24 protein-coding genes are annotated in these 26,694 nt (G+C 54.7%); 15 read left to right on the plus strand and 9 right to left on the minus strand.

Going from position 1 to position 26,694, the window contains the following annotated elements; all coding sequences use genetic code 11:
• Positions 1-7: 7 nt before the first annotated feature.
• From tldD to mreB, 7 genes are all read right to left on the minus strand, one after another.
• Positions 8-1,453 carry a metalloprotease TldD gene (tldD, locus tag GYRE_RS14125; protein ID WP_006818053.1) on the minus strand — a complete coding sequence of 482 codons (1,446 nt, stop codon included), beginning with the start codon at positions 1,451-1,453 and terminating at the stop codon, positions 8-10.
• A gap of 63 nt (positions 1,454-1,516) precedes the next feature.
• Positions 1,517-5,314 (minus strand): AsmA2 domain-containing protein YhdP, encoded by a 3,798-nt coding sequence (gene yhdP, locus GYRE_RS14130; RefSeq protein ID WP_038256064.1) that lies wholly within the window; start codon positions 5,312-5,314, stop codon positions 1,517-1,519.
• 28 nt (positions 5,315-5,342) lie between these two features.
• Complete coding sequence (rng, locus tag GYRE_RS14135; RefSeq protein WP_006818051.1) at positions 5,343-6,812, minus strand: ribonuclease G; 1,470 nt, start codon at positions 6,810-6,812, stop codon at positions 5,343-5,345.
• On the minus strand, positions 6,802-7,395 hold the full coding sequence (locus GYRE_RS14140) for a Maf family protein (protein ID WP_038256066.1): 594 nt from the start codon (positions 7,393-7,395) through the stop codon (positions 6,802-6,804). Before GYRE_RS14140 ends, rng begins: the two co-directional genes overlap by 11 nt.
• A gap of 7 nt (positions 7,396-7,402) precedes the next feature.
• Positions 7,403-7,891, minus strand: coding sequence for a rod shape-determining protein MreD (gene mreD / locus GYRE_RS14145; protein WP_006818049.1), 489 nt, complete (start codon positions 7,889-7,891; stop codon positions 7,403-7,405).
• Complete coding sequence (gene mreC / locus GYRE_RS14150; protein WP_038256068.1) at positions 7,891-8,919, minus strand: rod shape-determining protein MreC; 1,029 nt, start codon at positions 8,917-8,919, stop codon at positions 7,891-7,893. Before mreC ends, mreD begins: the two co-directional genes overlap by 1 nt.
• Positions 8,920-8,987: 68 nt before the next feature.
• On the minus strand, positions 8,988-10,031 hold the full coding sequence (gene mreB / locus GYRE_RS14155) for a rod shape-determining protein MreB (protein WP_006818047.1): 1,044 nt from the start codon (positions 10,029-10,031) through the stop codon (positions 8,988-8,990).
• Here mreB and GYRE_RS24540 point away from each other — a divergent pair.
• The gene (locus GYRE_RS24540; protein WP_146748710.1) at positions 10,000-10,341 is read left to right on the plus strand and encodes a hypothetical protein; all 342 of its coding nucleotides are present in this window, start codon (positions 10,000-10,002) and stop codon (positions 10,339-10,341) included. The genes mreB and GYRE_RS24540 overlap by 32 nt on opposite strands.
• Here GYRE_RS24540 and csrD read toward each other — a convergent pair.
• Positions 10,338-12,278: an RNase E specificity factor CsrD gene (gene csrD / locus GYRE_RS14160; protein ID WP_006818045.1), complete on the minus strand. Its 1,941-nt coding sequence runs from the start codon at positions 12,276-12,278 to the stop codon at positions 10,338-10,340. The genes GYRE_RS24540 and csrD overlap by 4 nt on opposite strands.
• A gap of 218 nt (positions 12,279-12,496) precedes the next feature.
• Here csrD and acuI point away from each other — a divergent pair, with 218 nt between their 5' ends.
• The 13 genes from acuI to GYRE_RS14225 all read left to right on the plus strand — a co-directional run bounded on the left by acuI (position 12,497) and on the right by GYRE_RS14225 (position 24,537).
• Positions 12,497-13,471 (plus strand): acrylyl-CoA reductase (NADPH), encoded by a 975-nt coding sequence (gene acuI / locus GYRE_RS14165; RefSeq protein WP_038256070.1) that lies wholly within the window; start codon positions 12,497-12,499, stop codon positions 13,469-13,471.
• A gap of 77 nt (positions 13,472-13,548) precedes the next feature.
• Positions 13,549-14,550: a protein-methionine-sulfoxide reductase catalytic subunit MsrP gene (gene msrP / locus GYRE_RS14170; protein WP_038256072.1), complete on the plus strand. Its 1,002-nt coding sequence runs from the start codon at positions 13,549-13,551 to the stop codon at positions 14,548-14,550.
• On the plus strand, positions 14,550-15,149 hold the full coding sequence (gene msrQ / locus GYRE_RS14175; protein WP_006818042.1) for a protein-methionine-sulfoxide reductase heme-binding subunit MsrQ: 600 nt from the start codon (positions 14,550-14,552) through the stop codon (positions 15,147-15,149). The genes msrP and msrQ overlap by 1 nt, the downstream gene beginning before the upstream one ends.
• 234 nt (positions 15,150-15,383) lie before the next feature.
• Complete coding sequence (aroQ, locus tag GYRE_RS14180; RefSeq protein WP_038256074.1) at positions 15,384-15,836, plus strand: type II 3-dehydroquinate dehydratase; 453 nt, start codon at positions 15,384-15,386, stop codon at positions 15,834-15,836.
• 22 nt (positions 15,837-15,858) lie between these two features.
• Entirely contained in the window at positions 15,859-16,320 is a 462-nt protein-coding gene (gene accB, locus GYRE_RS14185) for an acetyl-CoA carboxylase biotin carboxyl carrier protein (RefSeq protein ID WP_006818040.1), read from the plus strand.
• An 11-nt stretch (positions 16,321-16,331) separates the two neighbouring features.
• Positions 16,332-17,681 (plus strand): acetyl-CoA carboxylase biotin carboxylase subunit, encoded by a 1,350-nt coding sequence (accC, locus tag GYRE_RS14190; RefSeq protein WP_006818039.1) that lies wholly within the window; start codon positions 16,332-16,334, stop codon positions 17,679-17,681.
• A 93-nt stretch (positions 17,682-17,774) separates the two neighbouring features.
• The gene (locus GYRE_RS14195; protein ID WP_038256076.1) at positions 17,775-18,017 is read left to right on the plus strand and encodes a YhdT family protein; all 243 of its coding nucleotides are present in this window, start codon (positions 17,775-17,777) and stop codon (positions 18,015-18,017) included.
• Complete coding sequence (panF, locus tag GYRE_RS14200) at positions 18,007-19,458, plus strand: sodium/pantothenate symporter (RefSeq protein WP_006818037.1); 1,452 nt, start codon at positions 18,007-18,009, stop codon at positions 19,456-19,458. The genes GYRE_RS14195 and panF overlap by 11 nt, the downstream gene beginning before the upstream one ends.
• A gap of 11 nt (positions 19,459-19,469) precedes the next feature.
• Positions 19,470-20,351: a 50S ribosomal protein L11 methyltransferase gene (prmA, locus tag GYRE_RS14205; protein ID WP_038256079.1), complete on the plus strand. Its 882-nt coding sequence runs from the start codon at positions 19,470-19,472 to the stop codon at positions 20,349-20,351.
• 360 nt (positions 20,352-20,711) lie between these two features.
• Positions 20,712-21,677, plus strand: coding sequence for a tRNA dihydrouridine synthase DusB (gene dusB, locus GYRE_RS14210; RefSeq protein ID WP_006818034.1), 966 nt, complete (start codon positions 20,712-20,714; stop codon positions 21,675-21,677).
• A gap of 24 nt (positions 21,678-21,701) precedes the next feature.
• Positions 21,702-21,998: a DNA-binding transcriptional regulator Fis gene (gene fis, locus GYRE_RS14215; protein ID WP_000462905.1), complete on the plus strand. Its 297-nt coding sequence runs from the start codon at positions 21,702-21,704 to the stop codon at positions 21,996-21,998.
• A 145-nt stretch (positions 21,999-22,143) separates the two neighbouring features.
• Entirely contained in the window at positions 22,144-22,311 is a 168-nt protein-coding gene (locus GYRE_RS23835) for a DUF2556 family protein (protein ID WP_006818033.1), read from the plus strand.
• Between the two features lie 150 nt (positions 22,312-22,461).
• Positions 22,462-24,537, plus strand: a complete 2,076-nt coding sequence (locus GYRE_RS14225; RefSeq protein ID WP_038256084.1) for a putative bifunctional diguanylate cyclase/phosphodiesterase — start codon at positions 22,462-22,464, stop codon at positions 24,535-24,537.
• A gap of 4 nt (positions 24,538-24,541) precedes the next feature.
• Here GYRE_RS14225 and envR read toward each other — a convergent pair whose 3' ends face one another.
• Positions 24,542-25,192: an acrEF/envCD operon transcriptional regulator gene (envR, locus tag GYRE_RS14230; RefSeq protein WP_006818031.1), complete on the minus strand. Its 651-nt coding sequence runs from the start codon at positions 25,190-25,192 to the stop codon at positions 24,542-24,544.
• Positions 25,193-25,547: 355 nt separating this feature from the next.
• On the opposite strand from envR, the gene GYRE_RS14235 reads away from it, so the two are divergent.
• The gene (locus tag GYRE_RS14235) at positions 25,548-26,687 is read left to right on the plus strand and encodes an efflux RND transporter periplasmic adaptor subunit (RefSeq protein ID WP_038256086.1); all 1,140 of its coding nucleotides are present in this window, start codon (positions 25,548-25,550) and stop codon (positions 26,685-26,687) included.
• The last annotated feature ends 7 nt before the right edge of the window (positions 26,688-26,694 follow it).

The following is a 26,694-nucleotide window of genomic DNA, read 5'->3' on the forward strand; positions in this document are numbered from 1 at the left end:
TTTCAGGTTACGCCGTACCGCCGACGGTGAGGTTATCAACCTTGAGCGTAGGTTGACCGACACCTACCGGCAGGCTTTGCCCCTCTTTACCGCAGACGCCGACGCCTTTGTCGAGCATCAGATCGTTGCCGACCATCGAGATCTGCTGCATCGCTTCGATCCCGGAACCAATCAGCGTCGCCCCTTTCACCGGACGAGTCACTTTACCTTTTTCGATCAGGTACGCTTCCGAGGTGGAGAAAACAAACTTGCCGGAAGTAATGTCTACCTGGCCGCCGCCAAAGTTCGGTGCGAAGATCCCGTAATCTACTGATTCGATAATTTCCTGCGGCGTCGATTTACCTGCCAGCATATAGGTGTTGGTCATACGCGGCATCGGCAGATGCGCATAGGACTCGCGACGGCCGTTACCGGTAGGTGCAACCCCCATCAGACGCGCGTTAAGTTTGTCCTGCATATAGCCTTTGAGGATCCCGTTTTCGATCAGCACATTGTACTGACCCGGAGTGCCTTCATCGTCGATAGAGACCGAACCACGGCGATCGCTCATAGTGCCATCATCAACTACGGTGCAAAGCTCAGAAGCAACCAGTTGCCCCATCTGACCGCTGAAGACCGAAGTTCCACGACGGTTGAAGTCGCCTTCCAGACCATGACCAACCGCCTCATGCAGCAGTACGCCCGGCCAGCCAGCGCCCAGTACCACCGGGAAGGTCCCCGCCGGTGCCGCTTCGGCACTGAGGTTGACCAGCGCCATGCGCACGGCTTCACGCGCCCAGGCGTCTGCACGCACTTCGCCATCTTCGTCGGCGAGGAAATAGTCATAGCCAAAACGTCCGCCGCCGCCGCTGGCACCGCGCTCGCGTTTGCCTTCGTCTTCTACCAGCACGCTCACAGAAAGACGTACCAGCGGGCGAACATCCGCCGCCAGGGTACCATCAGTTGCCGCGACAAGAATGAGTTCATAAACGCCGCTCAGGCTGGCAGAGACTTCCTGCACTCGCTTATCGGTGGCACGGGCCACTTTGTCGACCCGACGTAAAATATCGAGCTTCTCTTCACGGCTCATGCTCTGCAGCGGATCGATAGAGGTATACAGCGCCTGGTGCTCAACCGCTCCCAGGGTTTTCACTTTGCCATCGCCGTTATCACGAACGATAGTGCGTGCCGCCCGGGCACTGTTTTCCAGCGCCGTCAGGCTAATCTGGTCGGCGTAAGCAAAACCGGTTTTCTCACCGCTCACTGCGCGCACGCCAACGCCCTGATCGATATTGTAAGAACCATCTTTAATGATGCTGTCTTCTAAAACCCAGGACTCGTGATAGCTCGACTGAAAGTAGAGATCGCCATAGTCGAGACGGCGCTCGGTCAGTTGACCAAGAATGGCAAAAAGATCCTGATGGCTCAGGCCATTTGCCGACAATAAATGTTCACTTACCAGGTTCAGACTCATCGTTTTGCTACTCTTTAATCGGTGTATCTTATGAGAGTGAGGCAATTCAGCGCCTCCGTCAAATCATTGCGCTTTATCGCTGCGCGCCTGGCGCAGCACCTCATTAATCTGCGGCTGGTCAATCGGTCCTTTGATGCGATAGCGCAGGATAGAGACCTTATTCCACAGCGGGCCAAGCACCTTGCTGGCGGCAAAGACCGCCGCACCGACAATCGGGTTCACCACGAACGCCGCCGCGACGCCGACGGTCGCAGAGATTTCTGGCGCCACCACGGCTTGCATATCCAGCTCACGGCGTACCAGATCTACTGAGCCTTTCATCGCAATATCCGCTTCCAGGCCATCGACCAGCGTGTCATCGGTATGCAGCACCCCGTCTTTAATCCACGCGGTACTACGGATGGAGTCGTAGTAGAAGCCTTCACTGAAGGTATCGCTGAAGTCAAAACGCAGCTTACGCAGCAGTGCATCGACGCTCAGCAGACGCAGCAGCTGCCCGGCATGACCGGTGCTGAGATCGGTAAACTCCCCTTTGCCCAGCCGGGTTTTCAGGATCCCATTGAGGGAAGCCACATCTGGTTTCCACGGCTCTGCCCGCCAGTGTAAATCGTAATCCGAGGTCAATGACGAGCCGCGTACCGGTGTGGCAACGCCGAAGAAGCTGGTGGCAACGTCGAGTTTTTCGGCACGGACTTTACCTTTCAGCGACGTCCGCTGACCGGTCGGGCTATTGACCCAGACGCCCTCTGCGGTCACCCGACCAACGCCGGTATCAAGCAGCCCGCCGGTCAGGCTCAGCGTATCTCCGGTAATAGCGAAGTCACCGTCGATACGGCCATATTTTTGCCCCCACAGCCAGCATTCGGCACAGCGGAGCTGCAGATCTGGCCAGCCGCGGAAACTAATACGTTCATTACCGGAAAGAATGCCGTCATTGCTCTTCGGAGAAGACTTGTCCGCGCTCGGGTTGTAGTAAAGATAGCGAATCGCTGCCTGCCACGGTGCCTTGTTACGCATCGTCAGACTTGCGTTGATTTCACGCCCCTGAGCCTCAACTCTTGAACCGTCCGCCGTCGGCTGGGACACCACGCTCAGGTTATTCCACTGTTGTCCGGCAAAGGTCAGCGACGGCGTGCGAAGCGTGACACGCTCCGGGAAGCTGGCGGCGCTGCTGACGTTATCTGCCGCCCCTTGCTGGAACAGTGCCAGCCACTGCGCGCCGTCCATCGGCGGCAGGTTAAGCTCAACGCCTGGCTGCTCTGGCAGAGGGGGGACACTGCGGCTGTCGGAGGTCCAGATAGCGCGGTCAAGGGTGAGCTTTTTCCCGAGCAGCCAGCGGCTGTTGACGTGATTAGCTGCACCAAATTTACCGTTCAGATTAAAGCTATCCATCCCGCCTTCGACGTTAATTTTCACCGGCAGGGGCATCCCGGCGGGCTTATCCACCGGAGAAGGTAAGTGACTGCTTACATTCTTCAGGTCACCGGTAATGTCTACCGTGTAGGTAGTACTGCCTTTATACGGAATGGCGATACCGACCTTACCTTCCCACCGGACGCTGCCGCTCAGCGCATCGTTCACCGCTTTCGGCAGAACTCCGGTCTTCGTCGGCTGCCAGTTGGCGTCCATTCCGACATTCACCTGATAAGCCTTTGGCCCTTCCTCAGTGGAGAAATTCAGTTTCAGCGGCTGATTAAACCAGTTGGCGGTCAGGGTATCACTCTGCAGATTCCCGTTCACAAAGCTGAACTTACCGCTGAGATTTTTTAACGTGCTATCCAGCGGCTTGATATACAGGCTGTTATCTTTGAGCTGCACGTCCCCTTTGGCCGTCACCAGCTTGCCGTCCAGCGGGATATTGAGGTTCAGGTGCGCATTAACCGCACCGTCAATCTGCAGTTCATCAAGCGTCGCGCCAAGAGAAGTATCCAGCGGCGTATCCTGGAAGTACGGGCCCACTTCCTTACCCGGCCCCTGAATATCCGCATCGATCAGCAGTTTTTCTTTCGCGTAATCCGGGATATCTGCGGTAAGGTTTTTCGCCGTCACGCCGCCAAGCTGCACGCTGTCGGCTTTCATGAACAACCCGTCGTTAACGAAGTTGAGGTTGATGTCGAGGTTGGTCAGCGCCGGCCAGTCCGGCTGGAAGGCGAAGGTTGCATTGCGCAGCGGCACCCATACCTGGAACTGCCCTTCGTTATGCTTATACGGGAAGAGATGCGGGTTGCCGCCGTATACCAGCGTTGCATTGTCCGACTCCCCGCCCTGAATGGCACCGCTGAGATAATCCACCAGCGCTTTACCCATCAGGTTTTCCGGGAAGTAACGCCATGCCTGGCCACCGTCGTGAGTGCTGATCCCGGCCAGGATCCCAAGCCAGGGTTCATCTCCTTCCGGCTGCAGATAGCGGAAACCGCCGCGGGCGCGAACGCCCGTCGCGGTGACATCAATATCGCGCCCGTCCAGCATGAATCCCTTTTCATTCTTCACCCAATTCAGGCGGGCGACGCCTTTTTGGATCTCCAGCGGAGCGCGAAAGACCGTTTCATACGGCATTTTCGCATCTTCCATCGCCACGGATAATGCGCCGTTTTCAACGCTACCCTCGATGTGTCCGGAGAAATGCTCCGCCCCCGGCAACAGCTTCCACTGTTTCCAGGCAAGATTGCTCCAGCTCGCTTTAAAACGCGTTTGTTCGGTTTGTTGTAACGGGATATCCACCGCCAGCGCATCGATGTTGCCGGTTGGCTGCGCGGTATGCCAGATTTCGCCAAGCGACGGCGACAGCTTCTCAGCAATGGGTAATAAGCCGGTCAGGCCGCTGAGGGAAAGATGAGTGGCGCGCAGGCGCAGCTCATCGCTGCGAACATGATTTGCACCGCCGACTTCTTCAGCCGGAACCCAGGCCAGCGCCAGAGCGCCTTTCGGCCAGCGCTTACCATCGACAGAAATGCGGGTATCCGGAACCTTCAGTTCCCAGCCCTGGGCTACCCGGTTGAGGTGGGCGGTCAGGTTATCCACATCGAGCTGATGCATCTGCTGGGTGCCTTTCCAGCTGGCCCCGCCTTTCTTCAACCACAAATCGCCGCTGTCGACTTCGCCTTTATCGAGCGTCATCCAGCCTTCCAGGCTGAACTGCGCCGTCTGCAGCGCGATGTTGTCTTCCATCCAGCGACCAAGCCACGGCTTCACGTCGATATCGTCCGCCTGCAGCCAGACGCGGCCTTTATTCAGAATGCCATTTTCATCGCGCAGATCCATGCGCACCTTCATCACCCCGTGCTGGCCGGTAAGGCTTGAGAGGCTCAGTTCCCCTTCCGCCCGGTGACGGTTTTTACCGTTAAGCCAGGTAAGCTGCGGAACGGCAAGCTCGGCCCGCTGACCGGAGAGCGTCAGGAAACTCAGGTGGCTGTCGCGAAGGGTGAAGTGGTCGAACTGGCGCAAAAACAGATCGCTGATGCGGTCAGTTTCAATGCCTTCGCCGCTGTCGTTGCTCTGCAGCGGAGTGTTGGTATGAATGTTGAGCTGCCAGAAGGTGAGATCGCGGAACTGCCAGCGCATGTGCAGCAGGCTTTGCCACACGTCCAGCGCCAGAGTGACACGCTTAACGGAGAGTTCGCCCCCATCTTTCAGTCCGGCAGTAATATCGCGGACGTCGAGCGTGGGGCCATAGTTTTGCCAGCTGGCGCTCATCTGCGACGCCGAGACTGGAATGCCGGTGGAGGCGGTGATTTTTTGCAGGATCTGCGGGCGCCACGAATCGAGCTGCGGCAAGGCGAGGCGCAGGCCACTCACCAACAGCGCAACGATGACAATCAATGTTGCCACGGTGAGCAGCAAAATCCCCGGCAGTCGCCTCACACCTCTCTCCTTGCGTTACGCGTCATCCCTACATCATGACCACATCAAACTGCTCCTGATTATAGAGCGGTTCGATTTGCACTTTGACCTGCTTGCCGACGAAGATTTCTACTTCCGCAAGCGCGTGGGACTCTTCCCCTTTCAGGGCTTCAGCAACCGCCGGTGATGCGTACACCAGGAAGCGGTCGGAATCATAGGCATGATGAACACGTACAATTTCACGCATGATTTCGTAGCAGACCGTTTCCACGGTTTTTACCGTGCCACGACCATGGCAGGTTGGACACTCGTTACACAGCACATGTTCCACGCTTTCACGCGTTCTTTTACGCGTCATTTCCACCAGCCCCAGCTGGGAGAAACCGTTAATGCTGGTTTTCACGCGGTCTTTGCTGAGCGCCTGCTCCAGGGAGTGAAGCACCCGGCGACGGTGATCCTCGTTACTCATATCGATAAAGTCGATGATGATAATGCCGCCGAGATTGCGCAGGCGCAGCTGACGAGCAATGGCCTGGGTCGCTTCGATGTTAGTGTTAAAAATCGTATCATCGAGGTTGCGATGACCGACAAACGCCCCGGTGTTGATGTCCACGGTGGTCATCGCTTCGGTTTGGTCGATAATCAGGTAACCACCTGATTTCAGTTCAACTTTACGTTCGAGTGCGCGCTGGATCTCGTTCTCCACATCAAAGAGATCGAAGATCGGCTGACGGCCGCTGTAGTGTTCCAGTTTGCTGGTCATTTCCGGAATATACTCAGCGGTAAACTCCAGCAGGGCGTCAAACGTCAGGCGGGAGTCAACGCGAATACGGTCGAGCTGTGCATCGGCAAAGTCGCGTAATACGCGCTGCGCCAGCGCCAGTTCGCCATACAGCTGATAGCGGCTCTGGTTGCGTTTTTTACGCTCCATCACTTTCGTCCAGACACGCTTCAGATAGGCGGCATCCGAGGCCAGATCGACCTCCGGCACCCCTTCTGCGGCAGTACGGATGATGAATCCACCCTGTTCGTCGCAGTAGTCGGTGACGATCTTTTTCAGCCGCTCGCGCTCCGCTTCGCTTTCGATGCGCTGTGAAACCCCAACGTGTGCCGCTCCCGGCATGAACACCAGATAGCGCGAAGGCAGAGTGATGTCGGTGGTCAGACGGGCGCCTTTGGTACCCAGCGGATCTTTCACCACCTGTACCATCAGATCCTGCCCCTGGCGCACCAGCTCAGAGATGTCGCGGACGGTGAACTGTTTTTGTTCTTCCCCGGCCACGCACTCGGTGTGCGGCATGATGTCAGAGGCGTGTAAGAACGCCGCCTTATCGAGACCAATATCTACAAAAGCCGCCTGCATACCAGGCAGGACACGACTGACACGACCTTTGTAGATATTGCCTACTATTCCGCGCCGCGCTTCACGCTCAATATGGATTTCCTGAAGAATACCGCCGTCGATGTACGCCACCCGCGTTTCCGATGGCGTCACGTTTACTAATAATTCAGCCGTCATGTTTGTCCCTTCTTTCACGCAACGAGTTAAAGTTACTCAGCAACTCATACGTCTCCACTAGTGGTAAGCCGACCACAGCGTGGTAGCTGCCGTTTATCTTCCTGACAAAACAGCCACCCAGCCCTTGAATACCGTATGCACCTGCTTTATCTAATGGCTCACCGCTGGCCACATAGGCGGCGATGTCCTGTTCTGAGAGCACTCTGAAGGTTACGTCTGTCGTGACCAGGCAATCCAGGGTGTGCTGGCTGTCAGCCAGCGCCACGGCGGTCATCACCTGATGTGTTTTGCCGGACAGCATCCGCAGCATAGCGGCCGCATGTTCGGCATCACGAGGCTTTTCAAGCACTTCACCATTGCGGATAACAATAGTATCGGCACCGAGCACCGGCAAATCCTGGGTCGTCAGCGCGACACCCGCCTGGGCTTTTTCCCGCGCCAGGCGCGACACATACTGTGACGCAGCCTCCTGAGGGCGACGCTTCTCTTCAATTCCCGGGACGACTTTCTCAAACGAGAGGCCGAGTTGGGTGAGTAATTCCTGACGGCGCGGAGAGCCGGAAGCCAGATACAGAGCTTTCATAACAACCTTATTGCACGGCAAATTGCTGGCGCACTTTGCGCATCAGCAGGAAAAGCCACGGCCAGAGCACTCCGTTAACTACACTACTCCAGAACACTTCCGGTCGGAAAGAGACGTTGATCACTAAAAACTCAGCCCAGAAAACGATGATATCCACTGCCAGAGACAGCAGCATCACCACCAGCGCCTGTTGCCAGAGCGCCAGGTTCCGAAACAGCTGATATTTCAGTGCAACCAGGTAAGCCACAATACTCAGGGATAAGGCGCGAACACCCAGCGTCGAACCACTGATGAGATCCAGTATGGCACCCATCACGAAACCTGTGCCAACGTTCACGCGGTGGGGCAGCGCCAGGATCCAGTAAAGCAGGATCAGGAACACCCAGTTTGGCCGGAATACTTTAAGTTCATCCGGCCAGGGCATAACCTGCAGCAACAGCGCGATAAAAAACGAGAGCCAGATGACCCAACGGCCCTGGCTACGGTAATTAGCCACTACAGCCCTCCACGAGAGAGAGGCTGCGGCTGAATGGCCGTCGGCGCCGGTGCCGGAGCGGGTGTCGCGATACCGGTTGCCGGGGCCGGCATCGGTGCCGGTGGTCCAACCGTATCCGGTGGCGGCAGCACCTGCGGCATCATCTGCATCAGACGTTCATTAGCAACGCGATGGACATCTTCCGGCGACATAGGATTCGCACCGTTACGATCGGCACCCCACAACAGCAGCAGGTAACGCAGACGCTGCAAACCAGCGGTCGGACGCGCCTGAATCACGGTATATGCACGTTGGGTATCGAGTTTCACCGAAGAGACAACCGCTACCGGATAGCCTTCCGGGAAGCGACCCCCGAGGCCGGACGTCACCAGTACGTCGCCAACGCGAATGTCGGTATTTGCTGGCAGATGTTCGAGCTGCAGGTCGTCGGTACAGCCGTTACCGGCAGCAATAACGCGGATATCGTTACGCAGAACCTGAATCGGCAGCGCGTGGGTTGCATCGCAAATAAGCAGCACGCGGCTGGTCAGCTTGGCGACGGCCACTACCTGGCCCACAACGCCCTTGTCGCTGATAACCGGTTGACCTTCATAAACGCCGTTGACGCTGCCTTTGTCGATAACCACCTGATCGCTGTAGGGATCGTTGACGGTGGAGATGACCTGAGTCACCATTTTTTGCTCATCCTGGCGCAGCGGGGATCCCAGCAGTTCGCGCAGACGCGCGTTTTCCTGCTTGTATTGCCCCAGCATCAGCAGATCGCTGTTTTTCAGCAGCAGTTCCTGACGTAACGCCCGGTTTTCGAGTTCAAGTTGATCGCGTGAAGCCAACGTCTGGGAAACGCTATCCAGCATTTCACGGGGTCCGTTGGAAATAAAATAGAATGGACTGACGGCGGTATCCATGTACGTTCGAATCTGACTGAACGTACCGAGGCGGCTGTCGGCAATAATGACACCCAGCGCCACCAGCACCGCCAGGATCAGGCGAAACTGCAGCGACGGGCCACGGCTAAAAATTGGCTTCATAGGCTATGCGTATTCTCGTGTCAGTGAAGTCAGGGGAAACGGTCTCGCTTCCCCTGGCCTCAGGCCGACTACTCTTCGCTGAACAAGTCGCCGCCGTGCATGTCGATCATCTCCAGCGCCTTGCCGCCGCCACGGGCTACGCAAGTCAGTGGATCTTCTGCAACTACGACAGGAATACCTGTCTCTTCCATTAACAGGCGGTCGAGGTTACGCAGCAGCGCACCACCACCGGTCAACACCATGCCACGTTCGGAGATGTCGGAAGCCAGTTCCGGCGGGCACTGCTCCAGAGCAACCATCACCGCGCTCACGATGCCGGTCAGCGGCTCCTGCAGCGCTTCGAGGATTTCGTTGGAGTTCAGGGTAAAGCCGCGCGGAACCCCTTCAGCCAGGTTACGGCCACGAACTTCGATCTCACGCACTTCGTCGCCCGGGTAAGCAGAGCCGATTTCGTGCTTGATGCGTTCAGCGGTCGCTTCACCGATCAGGGAGCCGTAGTTACGACGGACATAATTAATGATCGCTTCGTCGAAACGGTCACCGCCGATACGCACGGAAGAGGAGTAAACCACCCCGTTCAGGGAGATGACGGCAACTTCAGTGGTACCACCACCGATATCCACCACCATAGAACCGGTCGCTTCAGAGACTGGCAGACCAGCGCCGATCGCCGCAGCCATCGGTTCTTCAATCAGGAACACTTCACGGGCACCTGCGCCCTGTGCGGATTCACGGATCGCACGACGTTCAACCTGAGTTGCGCCAACCGGTACACACACCAGTACACGCGGGCTCGGACGCATGAAGCTATTGCTGTGCACTTGCTTGATGAAGTGCTGCAGCATTTTCTCAGTCACGAAGAAGTCGGCGATAACGCCGTCTTTCATCGGGCGAATTGCTGCGATGTTGCCAGGCGTACGGCCAAGCATCTGTTTAGCTTCATGACCGACGGCAGCCACGCTTTTGGGTGAACCGGCACGATCCTGACGAATAGCCACAACGGAAGGCTCATTCAGTACGATGCCTTGTCCTTTCACGTAAATCAGGGTATTCGCGGTACCCAGGTCAATGGACAGGTCATTGGAAAACATGCCACGAAATTTTTTCAACATACTAAGGGATAATCCTGAAAGCTGGGGCGGAAAACAAAATCCGCTTACTTTACCAACCACACGCAGCAGCGACAAGGCGCAAAAATCATCTGCTACGGTGAAAATTAGTGCAGTTCGTTTCCTTTGTTACAAATTTGTGCCCGACTCCTTCAGCGCCGATACTCCCGGCGGCGATCCTCGCCTGCATTTGCAACCTGTCAAAGGTCAGTCACTTGCATGTTATGCTGCAATAGTCTGTCAGGTAGTCAAGCACACCCCACAAGCACAGCGCGCGTTATTCTACGTGAAAACACGCCAAACGGCAGGTTAAACAGAGTATCTTTGCGAATATTTTTTCACACTGGTGTCAAGTGGCTGTGAGCCCGCAAAAAAATCGCCCTGACCGCCAGTCACACCGCACTCCGTCAGTACCAGCCACTCGCTTCGGCTGCGTAATCCTGTGGCATAAACCTGCGTTTCGGTCCCCTTACAGGCCTCCACCAGGCTTTGAACCAACAGCTGGTTTTCACTGCGCTTTTCGATATTGCGCACAAGCCCTGGGTGTAGCTTGATAATCTCAACGTTCAGTACCTTGATCCAGTCGGTACTGACCAGCGTCAAACCCGCCTGAATCACAGCGGCGCGTACCCCCAGCGCGTTAATTAAACGCATGACCGGTTGTAAACGGCTGATATGTTGACAAACATCCGCCTCTGCAAGTTCAAAAATAATGCGCTTGCGTTGCGATTTTTCACATTGCATCAACGTATCCCGCAGCCAGCGCTGGAATCGCGGGCGGATCAGCGATTCGACCGTCACCTGTAAAGCCAGATTTTCTTCCGGCCAGAAAGATAAGAACGGCAGCAAACGCGTAATCTGTAGTCTGTCGTACTCTTCTGACAGGCCAAACTGCAAAACCATCGGCATATATTCGGCGGCAATCACCTCTTCATTACCATCGTACAGGCGGCACATCAGCTCGCGATGATGCACATGACCGTTACGCGTCACCGCAGGTTTTTGATAGAAGCGTGGACCTCCGCGGCTTAGCATTTGCTCGATCATCGTACGCCAGCGCACGTTGCCACGCCCCTTCTCCGGCAGCGTGTCGTCGTACACGGCCCAGCTGTTGCTTCCCTGCAGAACGGCATTACGGGTTGCGGCCTCTGCATGCTCCATCACCTGATCTTTGGTCTGCCCGCTGCGCCAGGCGCAAATGCCGATATGCATCATATCTTCGCGATCGCGGATCCGGGTTGGTGGTAGCGCATCAACCGCTTTCAATAACTGGCTCGCAATGCTGTCAGCTTCTTTCAGCGTACGGTGTGGAAGCAGTACGGCGAAGTCGCTGCGGTGATAGCGCGCCAGCAACGCACCGGGGTAACGCAGCATAAAAGTCGAGAGGAGATTAATAATTGTGAAGAGGTACTCTTCGGCGGCAGTTTGCCCCCAGTTATCGCGCAGCAGATCGAAGTCTGGCAGACGAATCATCATCACAATGCCGTGGGAGCCAACCCGCTCCTGGTCTTCCAGCAGCGTCACAAGTTGGTTATCGAAGAACAGTCGATTGTTGAGCCCGGTACGGGTATCCTGCGCGGCGTAGGAACGAATGAGCGTATCCATGCGGCTGCGCTGATCGCTGGCAAACTGGATTTCTGACAGTAATTTATCCAGCGCACTACTGGTGCGTGCAGGCCATTCGTGTACCGACCCTCGCACCTGCGGACCGCGCTCACCATTAAGGATCCTGGCCGAACGCAGATCCAGCAGCTCTTGTCCTGAAAGCTGACGACGCAGCCAACGTACGGCAAAAAAGATAACCATCACCATAAAGGCAATCGCAACGGTGAGCGGCGCCGTAGTCGATAATGAGTGGAAATAGTTCACCATCGGGTCCTGATACACCATACGGATGGTCATTCCAGGATGTTTTACTGACTCAACGTCAATATTGCGAAACTGATAGCTGCTCCCCGCCGGGCGATAGCTGCTGCCGCGTGAATGATTGAAAATCGACTTATGATCAACAATGAAGTCAACGCGGACGATATCAACCGGAACCAGTAGCTCATCAAGCTGGGTATCCAGTTTATCGAAAGAGGTGGTGATCAGACGGTTATCCAGCACGGTGGCAACCGCCTGGACCCTTTTTTGCAGCTTGAGCTGAATACCGTTGTAAAAGCTGAGCGAGCACCCGACCAGCGTGACAAAAATGGCCAGACCGACCAGCAGCGTCACAAAAGCGGAAAATTTCGTCGTTAATCGCATCCCTGTATTAACTCCGTTGATGAATAACCACCTGATCGATACCAGGCCCCAGGGTTAACGCTCCATAATAAGTAAGCACTAACTCGCAAAAAAGAGTACGCATACTACCAGAGCTGGTGGATCTGGCAATTTATTGCGCTACATCGGCATGACGTTTTCGTTAGCGAGTATAGTCTGCAGAAAATTTTTTCCAATCATCGCGCCATCGAGGACAGAAAATGCAGGCATTAATCTTAGAACAGCAGGACGGAAAAACGCTCGCGTCGGTACAGGTTCTGGACGAGCATCAGCTACCGCAGGGTGACGTCAGCGTCGACGTACAGTGGTCGAGCCTGAACTATAAAGATGCGCTGGCCATTACTGGTCTTGGCAAGATTATTCGCAACTTCCCGATGGTGCCGGGGATCGATTTCGCAGGCCGTGTTCACCACAGTGAAGATCCCCGTTTCCATGCCGGTCAGCAGGTGCTGCTCACCGGCTGGGGCGTTGGTGAAAACCACTGGGGCGGACTGTCGCAGCGCGCGCGAGTGAAAGGCGACTGGCTGGTTGCTATGCCGCAGGGACTCGATGCTCGTAAGGCGATGGTCATCGGTACCGCTGGTTTTACCGCCATGCTGTGTGTGATGGCGCTGGAGGATGCCGGCATTCGCCCGGAGGATGGTGAGATTGTCGTGACCGGTGCCAGCGGTGGCGTGGGCAGTACCGCCGTTGCGCTGCTGCATAAGCTTGGCTATCAGGTAGCTGCCGTTTCAGGCCGTGAGAGCACCCATGACTACCTGCGCGCACTCGGCGCCAGCCGCATTCTGAGCCGGGATGAGTTCGCCGAATCTCGTCCGCTGGAAAAACAGCTCTGGGCAGGCGCGGTAGATACCGTCGGCGATAAGGTACTGGCGAAAGTGCTGGCCCAAATGAACTATGGCGGCTGCGTAGCTGCCTGCGGGCTGGCGGGCGGATTCGCGCTACCGACTACCGTCATGCCGTTTATTCTGCGTAACGTGCGTCTGCAGGGCGTGGATTCGGTGATGACCCCTGCGGTACGCCGCGCTGAGGCCTGGGCGCGCCTGGTTCGCGACCTGCCGGAATCGTTCTATACCCAGGCGGCAACCGAAATCAGCCTTGCACAAACGCCTGAATTTGCGAACAAGATAATCAGCAACCAGATTCAGGGGCGCACCCTGGTGAAAGTGGCCTAATCTTCAAATTTTTGTGACATATTCGCGTTAACCGACAGCCTCCGTCATGCTTAGAAAAAAGCCTGACGGAGGAAGTCATGAAAGCCAGAAAATTAACTGAAGCAGACGTTACCGCCGAGTCGGTTTTCAATCTGGAACGTCGCCAGATCTTAAAGATACTTGGCATCAGCGCGACCGCACTCTCTCTTTCAACATCAGCACATGCCTCCCTCCTCAGTTGGTTCAAAGGCAACGATCGCCCGCCTGCGCCCTCTGGAAAACCGCTCGATTTCAGCAAGCCTGCACAATGGCAAAACAACCTGCCGCTCACTCCGGAAGACAAAGTCACCGGCTACAACAACTTCTATGAGTTCGGTCTGGATAAAGCCGATCCCGCCGCCAACGCCGGGTCGCTAAAAACCGATCCCTGGACGTTGACCATTAATGGCGAAGTGGCAAAGCCACTGACCCTGGATCACGATGCACTGACCACCCGCTTCCCGCTCGAAGAGCGTATCTATCGCATGCGCTGCGTCGAGGCCTGGTCGATGGTCGTCCCCTGGATTGGCTTCCCGTTGCATAAACTGTTAGCACTGGTTGAGCCCACCAGCCAGGCGAAGTATGTGGCTTTTAAAACCATCTTCGCCCCGGACCAAATGCCGGGCCAACAGGACCGGTTCATCGGTGGCGGGTTGCAATATCCATATGTTGAGGGCCTGCGTCTCGATGAAGCCATGCACCCCCTCACCATGCTGACCGTTGGTGTCTATGGTAAAGCTCTGCCGCCACAGAATGGCGCGCCAATCCGTTTAACCGTGCCGTGGAAGTATGGATTTAAGGGGATTAAATCTATTGTCAGCATCACGCTGACCCGCGAGCGTCCGCCCACCACCTGGAATCTGGCAGCCTCTAATGAATACGGCTTTTACGCCAACGTGAACCCGCATGTCGATCACCCTCGCTGGTCGCAGGCCACCGAGCGCTTTATTGGTTCCGGCGGAGTGCTGGATGTTAAACGTCAGCCGACGCTGCTGTTTAATGGCTATGCCGATCAGGTTGCTTCTTTATACCGTGGCCTGAATCTGAAGGAGAATTTCTAGTGCGATTGACCGCGAAACAGATAACCTGGCTCAAAGTGGCGCTGCACCTGGCGGCATTTTTGCCCTTTTTATGGCTGTTATGGGCAGGCAGCCACGGTGGTTTTAGCGCCGATCCGGCAAAAGATATCCAGCATTTTACCGGTAGGATGGCTCTGAAATTACTGTTGGCCACCTTGCTGATTTCCCCACTGGCGCGCTACGCTAAACAGCCTCTGCTTATCCGGACGCGCCGGTTACTGGGCCTGTGGTGTTTTGCATGGGCGAGTCTGCATCTCACCAGCTACGCGCTGCTGGAGCTTGGCATTAACAATCTGGCGCTATTAGGTGAAGAAGTCGTGCGTCGTCCGTACCTGACGCTGGGTCTGATTAGCTGGCTTATTCTGTTAGCACTTGCCGTCACTTCAACCCAGGCGATGCAGCGAAAACTGGGGCCCCGTTGGCAGAAATTGCACAACTTCGTCTATCTTGTCGCGATCCTCGCCCCCATCCACTACCTGTGGTCGGTGAAGATCCTGTCGCCGCAGCCAATCATCTATGCGCTGCTCGCTATCGCCCTTCTGGCGTGGCGTTACAAGAAGTTCCGCCAGTGGTTACGCTAGTGCGTTAATCTGTGCAGCTTCCCGCAGATCTCTTATCAGCCGTGAATCTTTTGCCGATTGCGGTTGATAATCTTCCCTGATAAGACCAGTATTTAGCTGCCAATTGCTACGAAATCGTTATAATGTGCGACTTTGGTTTTCCTGACGGGGATTTTACCCCCCTGAAAGGGTGACAAGCGCACATCGAAGGTATATTTTGTTTTTTACCCGAGAATGGCAGGAGATAGCGGCACGATGGCTGATAAATTTCACATTTTGCTTTTAAACGGTCCGAACCTTAATATGCTCGGCACCCGAGAGCCAGAGAAGTACGGATCCCAGACGCTGACCGACATTGTAACGGGTTTGTCAGCAGAAGCGGCATCTCTGAATGTAGAGTTTGATCACCTGCAGTCTAACGCTGAGCACGTACTCATCGACCGAATTCATCAGGCTAAAGACAACGTTGACTATATCCTGATTAATCCGGCCGCGTTTACGCATACCAGCGTGGCCATTCGTGATGCGCTCCTGGCAGTCAGTATCCCGTTTATCGAGATTCATCTGAGCAATGTGCATGCACGCGAACCGTTCCGCCATCACTCATATTTGTCGGATATCGCCTCAGGCGTTATTTGCGGATTAGGCGCTGACGGTTATTCATACGCTTTACAGACGGCGGTAAAACGCCTGTCACAATCACACTAAACAAAGAGTACGGAACCCACTCATGGATATTCGTAAGATTAAAAAACTGATCGAGCTGGTTGAAGAATCAGGTATCTCCGAACTGGAAATTTCTGAAGGCGAAGAGTCTGTACGCATCAGCCGTAGCGCACCGAACGTGGGCTACCCGATGATGCAACAGGCTTATGCTGCACCGATGATGCAGCAGCCAGCACCGGTTGCGGCCGTCGCTCCTGCAGCAGAAGCGCCAGCTGCCGCCGCAGAAATCAGTGGTCACGTCGTACGTTCCCCGATGGTAGGTACTTTCTACCGCACTCCGAGCCCGGACGCGAAAGCGTTTATCGAAGTGGGTCAGAAAGTTAACGCAGGTGACACTCTGTGCATCGTTGAAGCGATGAAAATGATGAACCAGATCGAAGCCGATAAATCTGGCGTGGTGAAAGCGATTCTGGTCGAAAGTGGTCAGCCGGTAGAATTTGACGAGCCGCTGGTCATCATCGAGTAACGAGGCGAACAATGCTGGATAAAATTGTCATCGCTAACCGTGGCGAAATTGCTCTGCGAATTCTTCGTGCCTGTAAAGAACTGGGCATCAAGACTGTCGCGGTGCACTCCACTGCGGATCGCGATTTAAAACACGTACTGCTGGCTGACGAGACCGTATGTATCGGTCCGGCGCCGTCAGTAAAAAGCTATCTGAATATCCCGGCTATCATCAGCGCCGCTGAAATCACCGGCGCGGTGGCAATCCATCCGGGTTATGGCTTCCTGTCTGAAAACGCTAACTTTGCTGAGCAGGTTGAACGTTCTGGCTTTATCTTCATCGGCCCGAAAGCCGACACTATTCGCCTGATGGGTGACAAAGTGTCCGCGATCACCGCGATGAAAAAAGCGGGTGTTCCGACCGTACCGGGCTCTGACGGCCCGCTGGGTGAAGATATGGATGCCAACCGTGCCCATGCGAAACGCATCGGCTATCCGGTTATCATCAAAGCCTCCGGTGGCGGCGGCGGTCGCGGTATGCGCGTTGTGCGCAGCGACGCTGAACTGGCCCAGTCCATCTCCATGACCAAAGCTGAAGCGAAAGCGGCTTTCAACAATGACATGGTATACATGGAAAAATACCTGGAAAATCCTCGTCACATCGAGATCCAGGTACTGGCTGATGGCCAGGGCAATGCTATCTATCTGGCTGAACGTGACTGCTCTATGCAGCGTCGTCACCAGAAAGTGGTTGAAGAAGCACCGGCACCGGGTATTACCCCAGAACTGCGTCGCTATATCGGCGAACGCTGCTCTAAAGCCTGTGTGGATATCGGCTACCGCGGCGCGGGTACTTTCGAGTTCCTGTTCGAAAACGGTGAGTTCTACTTCATTGAAATGAACACCCGTATTCAGGTTGAGCATCCGGTTACCGAAATGATCACCGGCGTTGATCTCATCAAAGAGCAGCTGCGCATTGCCGCAGGCATGCCGCTGTCCATCAAACAGGAAGAAGTTCAGGTTCGCGGTCATGCGGTGGAATGCCGTATCAACGCCGAAGACCCGAATACCTTCCTGCCAAGCCCGGGTAAAATCACGCGTTTCCACGCGCCGGGTGGCTTTGGTGTGCGTTGGGAGTCTCATATTTACGCGGGCTACACCGTTCCGCCGTACTATGACTCAATGATCGGTAAGCTGATTTGCTACGGCGAAACTCGCGATATCGCAATTTCCCGTATGAAGAATGCGCTCCAGGAACTTATCATCGATGGGATTAAAACCAACGTTGACCTGCAGACTCGCATCATGAGCGACGAGAACTTCCAGCATGGTGGCACCAATATCCACTATCTGGAGAAGAAACTCGGACTTCAGGAAAAGTAATCTGCTAACGCAGCAAAAGGCCGGATCTTCCGGCCTTTTTTCTTTTTGGCCCCATGCGGTACAATCGCCGCTTTACTTAACCCTGGGAGCCTTATGGACAAACGTTTTGTTCAGGCACACAAGGAAGCCCGTTGGGCATTGTGGCTGACTCTCCTCTATCTTTTCGCCTGGTTAGTGACTGCTTACTTACCAGGCTCCACGCTGGGATTTACCGGCCTTCCGCATTGGTTTGAAATGGCCTGCCTGCTGATGCCACTGGTATTTATTGTGCTCTGCTGGTTGATGGTGCGCTTTATCTTCCGTGATATCCCTCTGGAGGATAAGCATGCAGACTGAGATTATCGCCGTTCTGATTATCTATCTGATTGTCGTCTTCGGTTTGTCTATCTACGCCATGCGCCAGCGCAGCACAGGAACGTTCCTCAGCGAATACTTCCTCGGCAGCCGTTCTATGGGCGGGTTCGTACTGGCGATGACGCTCACGGCGACCTATATCAGCGCCAGCTCATTCATCGGTGGGCCAGGAGCGGCCTACAAATACGGTCTTGGCTGGGTGCTGCTGGCGATGATTCAGGTACCCACTATCTGGCTCTCGCTCGGTATCCTGGGTAAAAAATTCGCTATTCTCGCGCGGCGCTATAATGCGATAACGCTCAATGACATGCTGCAGGCCCGTTATCAAAGCCGGGCGGTGGTGTGGATTGCCAGCGTTAGTCTGCTGGTGGCGTTTGTCGGGGCGATTGCCGTGCAGTTCATCGGCGGTGCTCGCCTGCTGGAAACCGCGGCCGGCATTAAGTATGAAACCGGGCTGTTGATTTTCGGGGTGACGATTGCGCTGTATACCGCTTTTGGCGGCTTCCGCGCCAGCGTGCTCAACGACACCATGCAGGGCATGGTAATGCTTATCGGAACACTGGTGCTGCTGGTGGGGGTTATCTATGCAGCAGGAGGCCTGCACAACGCCGTGCAGACCCTGGAACAGATTGACCCTAAACTGGTGAGCCCACACGGCGCTGACGACATCCTGACACCGGCGTTCATGACCTCGTTCTGGGTGCTGGTGTGTTTTGGTGTGATTGGTTTACCGCACACGGCCGTACGCTGTATTTCCTACAAAGACAGTAAAGCGGTGCACCGCGGCATTATCATCGGCACTATCGTGGTCGCGCTGTTGATGCTCGGTATGCACCTTGCAGGCGCGCTCGGCCGTGCTGTGCTGCCCAATCTGACCGTGCCGGATCAGGTGATCCCTACGCTTATGGTGCAGGTGTTACCGCCGTGGGCGGCAGGCCTGTTCCTGGCGGCCCCGATGGCGGCTATTATGTCCAACGTTAACGCGCACCTGCTGCAGGCCTCCGCCACTATCGTGAAAGATCTGTGGCTGAGCGCGCGCCCGGCTAAAATACATAATGAGCACCGCCTGAAGCGAATTTCCACCTGGATGACCTTTGTGCTTGGCATTTTGATGATGCTGGCGGCGTGGCGTCCACCGGAGATGATCATCTGGCTGAACCTGCTGGCCTTTGGCGGCCTTGAAGCCGTATTCCTGTGGCCGCTGGTGCTGGGGCTTTACTGGGAACGAGCAAACGCGACAGGGGCGCTCAGCGCGATGATTGTCGGTGGCGTACTGTATGCGGTCCTGGCGACCTTTAAAATCCAGTACCTGGGCTTCCACCCGATTGTGCCCTCGCTGCTATTGAGTTTATTGGCGTTCCTCATCGGTAACCTTTTCGGTCGACCGGTGGCGGAAGCCCCTATTTTGACTACTGATAAATAAAGAGTTTTGCCATGCCTTGGATCCAAATGAAACTGAACACGACGGGTGCGAACGCAGAAGAGCTGAGCGACGCGCTGATGGAAGCTGGCGCCGTGTCGATTACTTTTCAGGATACCCACGACACGCCGGTATTTGAACCGCTGCCGGGTGAAACCCGCCTGTGGGGCGATACCGACGTTATCGGCCTGTTCGACGCCGAATTTGATATGAAAGAAGTGGTCGCGATCCTTGAGCATCATCCGCTGCTGGGTAGCGGATTTGTGCATAAGATCGAACAGCTTGAAGACAAAGACTGGGAGCGCGAATGGATGGATAACTTCCACCCTATGCGCTTCGGTGAGCGCCTGTGGATCTGCCCGAGCTGGCGCGACGTGCCGGATGTCAACGCCGTTAACGTGATGCTCGATCCGGGCCTGGCGTTCGGGACCGGTACTCACCCGACCACCTCGCTGTGCCTGCAGTGGCTTGATGGGCTCGATCTTGCGGGTAAAACCGTGATCGACTTCGGCTGCGGCTCCGGGATCCTCGCGATCGCCGCGCTGAAGCTGGGTGCGGCTAAAGCGATTGGTATCGATATCGATCCTCAGGCCATTCAGGCGAGCCGTGACAACGCCGAGCGTAATGGCGTGTCTGAACGTCTGGAACTGTACCTGCCAAAAGACCAGCCAGAGGCGATGAAAGCCGACGTGGTGGTCGCCAATATTCTGGCGGGCCCGTTACGTGAATTGGCACCGTTAATCAGCGTGCTGCCGGTTGAGGGCGGTTTACTGGGACTTTCTGGCATCCTGGCAAGTCAGGCCGACAGCGTTTGCGAAGCCTATACCGAACTCTTCACCCTCGACCCGGTGGTGGAGAAAGAGGAGTGGTGCCGGATTACCGGACGCAAGAAGTAATCAATCTTACGCGGCCTGCGGGCCGCGTTTTTGTTTCCAGTAGCCGCCGAATGATTCATAGAAATGCGAGCGAGATCGCATTACGATGCACTTTTTCGTTCACAAAAACAGCGTTTTGTTCGGCAATAATGCCTCTGCGGATAATAAAAAATGAGAAGTTTTACGATTTTATTATAGCGCACGAAATGACCACTTCCGATTAACGCAATGATTAATAAGACTATTTATTTTTCATCGGTTCACAGTCCCACGATTCATTGATCTGCGACAGTGGATTGCTCAAAGTTTGGCCTTTCATCTCGTGCGAAAAATGCGTAATATACGCCGCCTTGCAGTCACAGTATGGTCATTTCTTAACTCATGCGCATCGGACACCTTCAGCTCAGAAATCGCCTGATCGCAGCGCCTATGGCTGGCATTACTGACAGACCATTCAGGACGCTGTGCTATGAGATGGGAGCCGGGTTGACCGTTTCCGAGATGATGTCTTCTAACCCGCAGGTTTGGGAAAGCGACAAGTCCCGTTTACGGATGGTGCACATTGATGAACCAGGCATTCGCACCGTGCAAATTGCCGGTAGCGTACCTGAAGAAATGGCCGAGGCCGCACGTATTAACGTCGAAAGCGGCGCCCAAATTATTGATATCAATATGGGTTGTCCGGCCAAAAAAGTGAATCGCAAGCTTGCAGGTTCAGCCCTCTTGCAGCACCCGGAACTGGTCAAATCGATCCTGACCGCGGTCGTCAATGCAGTGGACGTTCCTGTGACGCTTAAGATTCGCACAGGATGGGCTCCGGAACACCGTAACTGTGAAGAGATTGCCCAACTGGCTGAAGATTGTGGCATTCAGGCTCTGACGATCCACGGACGCACTCGCGCCTGTTTGTTCAACGGAGATGCTGAGTACAACAGTATTCGGGCAGTTAAGCAGAAGGTTTCCATTCCGATTATCGCGAATGGTGACATTACTGACCCGCTTAAAGCCAGAGCTGTACTGGACTATACGGGGGCGGATGCCCTGATGATAGGACGTGCAGCTCAGGGAAGACCCTGGATCTTTCGGGAAATCCAGCATTATCTGGACACTGGGGAGCTGCTACCCCCACTGCCTCTGGCAGAGGTTAAGCGCTTACTTTGCGCGCATGTTCGGGAATTGCATGACTTTTATGGCCACGCAAAAGGGTACCGAATTGCACGCAAACACGTCTCCTGGTATCTCCAGGAGCACGCTCCAAATGACCAGTTTCGGCGCACATTCAACGCCATTGAGGATGCCAGCGAACAGCTGGAGGCGTTGGAGGCATACTTCGAAAATTTTGCGTAATAGAAATAAAGAGCTGACAGAACTATGTTCGAACAACGCGTAAATTCTGACGTACTGACCGTTTCTACCGTTAACTCTCAGGATCAGGTAACTCAAAAGCCCCTGCGTGACTCGGTTAAACAGGCACTGAAGAACTATTTTGCTCAACTGAACGGTCAGGATGTTAATGACCTGTATGAGCTGGTACTGGCTGAAGTAGAACAGCCCCTGTTGGACATGGTGATGCAATACACCCGTGGTAACCAGACCCGCGCTGCCCTGATGATGGGCATCAACCGTGGTACTCTGCGTAAAAAACTGAAAAAATACGGCATGAACTAAGTCTGTTTATGGCGGATAAAAAGGCGCTCTTCGGCATGGGGAAGCGCCTTTTTTATTACCTCTCCTCCACTATCTCCCCCTTTCCTGTCCCTAAATTTCGTGTATATTGCCTGCCATTCTTCCTCATCATTTCAGGGTTTCGAACATGCTGCGCAAATATGGATGGGTCGTTCTTTTTGCTATCTTTATGTTCCTTTTCGATACTCTGATCATGCAGTGGATTGAGCTCATCACCGCCGAGTCCGCGCGCTGTCGCGATATGGATTCCGTCAACCCGCTTAAGCTCGTGAAGTGCTCAACGCTCGAGAACTGACACTGCCTGAAGGCGAGCTGTAGCGACATTTCCCATTGAAAAATCAGGGTCTTAAATCCCTTTGAGACACCTGCTGTCGGTGGTAAGGTCTCAGCCCGCATAGACTATCGCGCTTTCATCGCGTTTCACTGTGAATGAGTTGAAGACATCATGCTCGTTAGCCACTACGACCACATCCTTGTAGCCGTCTCCTTCCTGGTTGCCATCCTGGCGTCTTATACCGCACTGAATATGGCTGGAAGAGTGTCGATAAGCAGCGGCAGAACAGCCTATGTCTGGCTTATTGGTGGCGGTTGCTCGATGGGGGTGGGGATCTGGGCGATGCACTTCATCGGCATGCTGGCGATGGACCTCTCGATGCGTATCAGCTACGACAGCACGTTAACCGCGCTATCGCTGGTCATTGCCATCAGCGCCGCCCTGTTTGCCCTGTGGTTGGTCAGTACAGAGCAACTACGTCTGCGGCGTTTGCTCCCCGGCGCTCTGATTTTAGGTGCCGGTATTTCAGCAATGCACTATACGGGCATGGCTGCGATGGAAGTAGTGCCCCGCATCGTCTGGGACTGGCGCTGGGTAACGCTATCTATCATTATCGCCTTAGTGGCCTCTCTGGCAGCATTATGGTTAACCTTCCGTTTGCGCCATGAAGCGGCACAGGTAGCGTTAATGCGCCTGGGTGCCGCCGTACTAATGGGGATCGCCATCGCCGGGATGCACTATACCGGGATGATGGCGGCTCAGTTTCCACCGCATATGGCGATGCATCACGATGGCGTAAACAGCAGCTGGCTGGCGATTCTGGTCAGCGTCATCACGCTGTTCATCCTTGGCATTACGCTGCTGGTTTCCTTGCTGGATGCACGTCTTCAGGCGCGCACTTCCCTGCTTGCCTCTTCGCTGGCGGAAGCGAATAAAGAGCTCGCCCAGCTGGCGCTGCAGGATACGCTGACTCGCCTGCCGAATCGTATTCTCTTCGAGGACCGGCTCGAGCAGGCTATGAGTAAGGCCGACCGCGAAGGCACGCCGTTTGCGCTGCTGTTTATGGATCTCGACGGTTTTAAGGCGGTCAACGATGCCTTCGGGCATGATGTGGGTGACAAGCTGCTGGTTGCGGTCACCGAGCGCCTGCACCAGCCGCTGAAGGGTCAGTACACGCTGGCTCGCATCGGCGGCGACGAATTTGTGCTGATCGCTGAAATCAGCGCCCCGGATGATGCCGCCTCTCTCGCTAATTCGCTGGTTCATATCATCGATGAACCCTTCAACATTGAGCCCTATGAACTGGTGGTAACGCTGAGCGTCGGCATCGCAATTTATCCCCATGATGGGCATAACGAACGCGAGCTGATGTTCAATGCCGACGCCGCGATGTATCACACTAAGCATACTGGCCGGAACGGATACCATTTTTTCCAGCCATCGATGAACAACCTTGCCCAGCGTCAACTGCAGTTGATGAACGACCTGTGGTTGGCGCAGGAGCGCCAGGAGCTGCATCTGCTGTACCAGCCTAAATTCATCGCGCCAGCAGGCCCGGTCGTGGGCTTTGAGGCGCTGCTACGCTGGCAGCATCCGCGACAGGGTTTACTCACACCAGAAGAGTTTCTGCCATTAGCGGAAAAAACCGGGCTTATCATTCCCATTGGTAATTGGGTTATCGACGAGGCCTGCCGCCAGCTCAAAATCTGGCGCGATCGTGGGCACCTTGACTGGACCATGGCGGTAAACCTGTCAACGCTGCAGTTTGAGCATGAGAATTTAGTCAGCAACGTGATGGGTAGCCTGCATCGCCACAATGTACCACCAGAGATGCTGGTCCTTGAGGTAACAGAAACGACGGCGATGACCAATCCGGAACAAAGTGTCGAAGTTCTCACCCGGCTCACTAATCTCGGCGTTAAGGCGTCAATTGATGACTTCGGTACGGGTTATTCCAGCCTGCTGTATCTCAAGCGCCTGCCCGCATGTGAGTTGAAAATCGACCGGGCATTCGTCAACGAACTCAGTGAAACCGGTGAGGATGCGACAATTGTTTCTGCAATCGTGGCGCTGGCGAAGACGCTCAATCTGAAGGTCGTTGCTGAAGGCGTTGAGACGGAGGCGCAGCAGAAATTCCTGACCCAGCTTGGCTGCAATACCCTGCAAGGCTTCCTGCTTGGCAAACCGGTGCTGCCAGAAGAGATTGCCGATACGCCTCTCCCCCATCGTAAAGAGAACGACTCATGACGCGCTAACAGGCGATTCTGGGGTGCCCGGCCACGTTCAGTGGCTGGACGTTAAGCGTCGCCATGATATTGTCCACCAGCAATGGCGCCTGCTGATAAAGGTTTATTTGCTCGGGATCCATCAACCAGTTTTTAATTATTCCGCTGAAGAACCCCTGAAATATAACCAATACAATATCTATATTTATATCCGGCGAAAGAATCCCACGATGAATACATTCCTGCAACGTGGCGCGAAACTCCTCGCGGCTAAAACATATTTTTTTCCTGATCTCACTTTCTGCAATCATTCCTGGATAGAATTCACATTTATGATACAAAATTTGCATTAATGCCTGCTGCTTTGGCGTTTCTGCAACATAACGTAAGGAAGTAATGAGGCGCTCACGTAGACTCTGTAACGGGTCATTATTTTCTATATGTGTCAGTTGATGTTTAATAATGTCACGCAAAGGGATTTGCTGTTCCCACATCTCATTAAACAACTCCGTTTTACTGGTAAAGTGCCAGTAGATAGCCCCTCGAGTCACCCCGGCTGCATCAGCGATATCTGTTAACGTGGTGCTGGCTACACCGCGCTCGGCAAACTGTTGAATGGCCGCTTCAATCAGGGCCTGACGGGTCTTTAATGCGTCTGCTTTGGTCTTTCTTGCCATAAGAGTTCTCGCTTTCTGGACCGCGGTTGTATGGTGGTCACTTTTATGGTTATCCAGACTATTATTAACGATGCGTGCTAAATTTAATTAGGTAAAAAAGCGCTTTTAAAATAACCAACATCAATATAATCGCGGTATTCATTCACCACGCAAATAATGAAACAACCGAACTGCAGAATAATCATTATTACCGCGTGCTATTTTTGTGTTTGCGTGCCTTTACGCCCTATGAACAAATCACTCTCCCTTACATCCCCCTGTGATTATTTGTAGGATAGCAAACTGCTTTATTTCCTATTTATTTTTTTGATTCGGTTTTCGCCGTTCTCAAACGATCGGTTTAAAAGGAACTGCAATGACGACTCACGCCAGGGTTACTCTTTTATCCAGTTTATTTTTCCCACTTATGTTTTTGACAGGTTGTGATGATTCGGGAAATCAACACGCGCAAGCCCCTGCACCGCAGGTCACCGTATTTACGGTTCAGGCGGCCCCATTACAGGTGACGACCGAACTCCCCGGACGAACATCTGCCTTTCGGGTAGCGGAAGTCCGCCCGCAGGTCAGTGGGATCATCCTGAAGCGCAACTTTATTGAAGGTAGCGATATCGAATCCGGTCAGTCGCTGTATCAGATAGACCCGGCCACCTACCAGGCCGCCTGGGATAGCGCCAAAGGCGACGAGTCGAAAGCCGAAGCGGCCGCTAACATTGCGCACCTGACGGTCAAACGCTACCTGCCTTTGTTGGGTACGCAGTATGTCAGCCGTCAGGATTATGACCAGGCCGTTGCCAACGCGCGCCAGGCAGATGCCAGCGTGCTTGCCGCCAAAGCGGCAGTGGAAAGCGCGCGCATTAATCTTGCCTATACCAAAGTTACCTCACCCATCAGTGGGCGAATTGGCAAATCCAGCGTGACTGAGGGCGCATTGGTGACCAACGGACAGGCAACGGCTTTAGCCACCGTACAACAGCTTGACCCGATTTATGTCGATGTGACGCAATCCAGTAATGACTTCATGCGCCTGAAGCAGGAAAGCCTTCAGCAGGGAAATAATAGCAATAACGTGCAGTTGGTAATGGAAAATGGCCAACCGTACCCACTCAAAGGCTCCCTGCAATTCACCGATGTCACCGTCGATGAAAGCACCGGTTCCATTACCTTGCGCGCCATTTTCCCAAATCCTCAGCACGCCCTTTTACCAGGAATGTTCGTTCGCGCCCGCATTGATGAAGGCACGCAGCCCGAGGCGATTCTGGTGCCGCAGCAGGGGTTGACCCGAACGCCACAGGGTCAGGCTACCGTCATGCTGGTGGATGCTAAAAACCAGGTTGAAACCCGCAATGTCACTGCCCCGCAGGCGATAGGCGACAAATGGCTTATTACTGAAGGCCTGGCATCTGGCGATCGCGTGATTATCAGCGGGCTGCAAAAAGTTCGCCCAGGGGTGACCGTCATGGCAGAGCCTGACGCTGCCGCTCCGGTCACGAAGTAAAGGATCG

The sequence above is a fragment of the Yokenella regensburgei ATCC 49455 genome (assembly GCF_000735455.1).
GTDB classification, from domain to species: domain Bacteria; phylum Pseudomonadota; class Gammaproteobacteria; order Enterobacterales; family Enterobacteriaceae; genus Yokenella; species Yokenella regensburgei.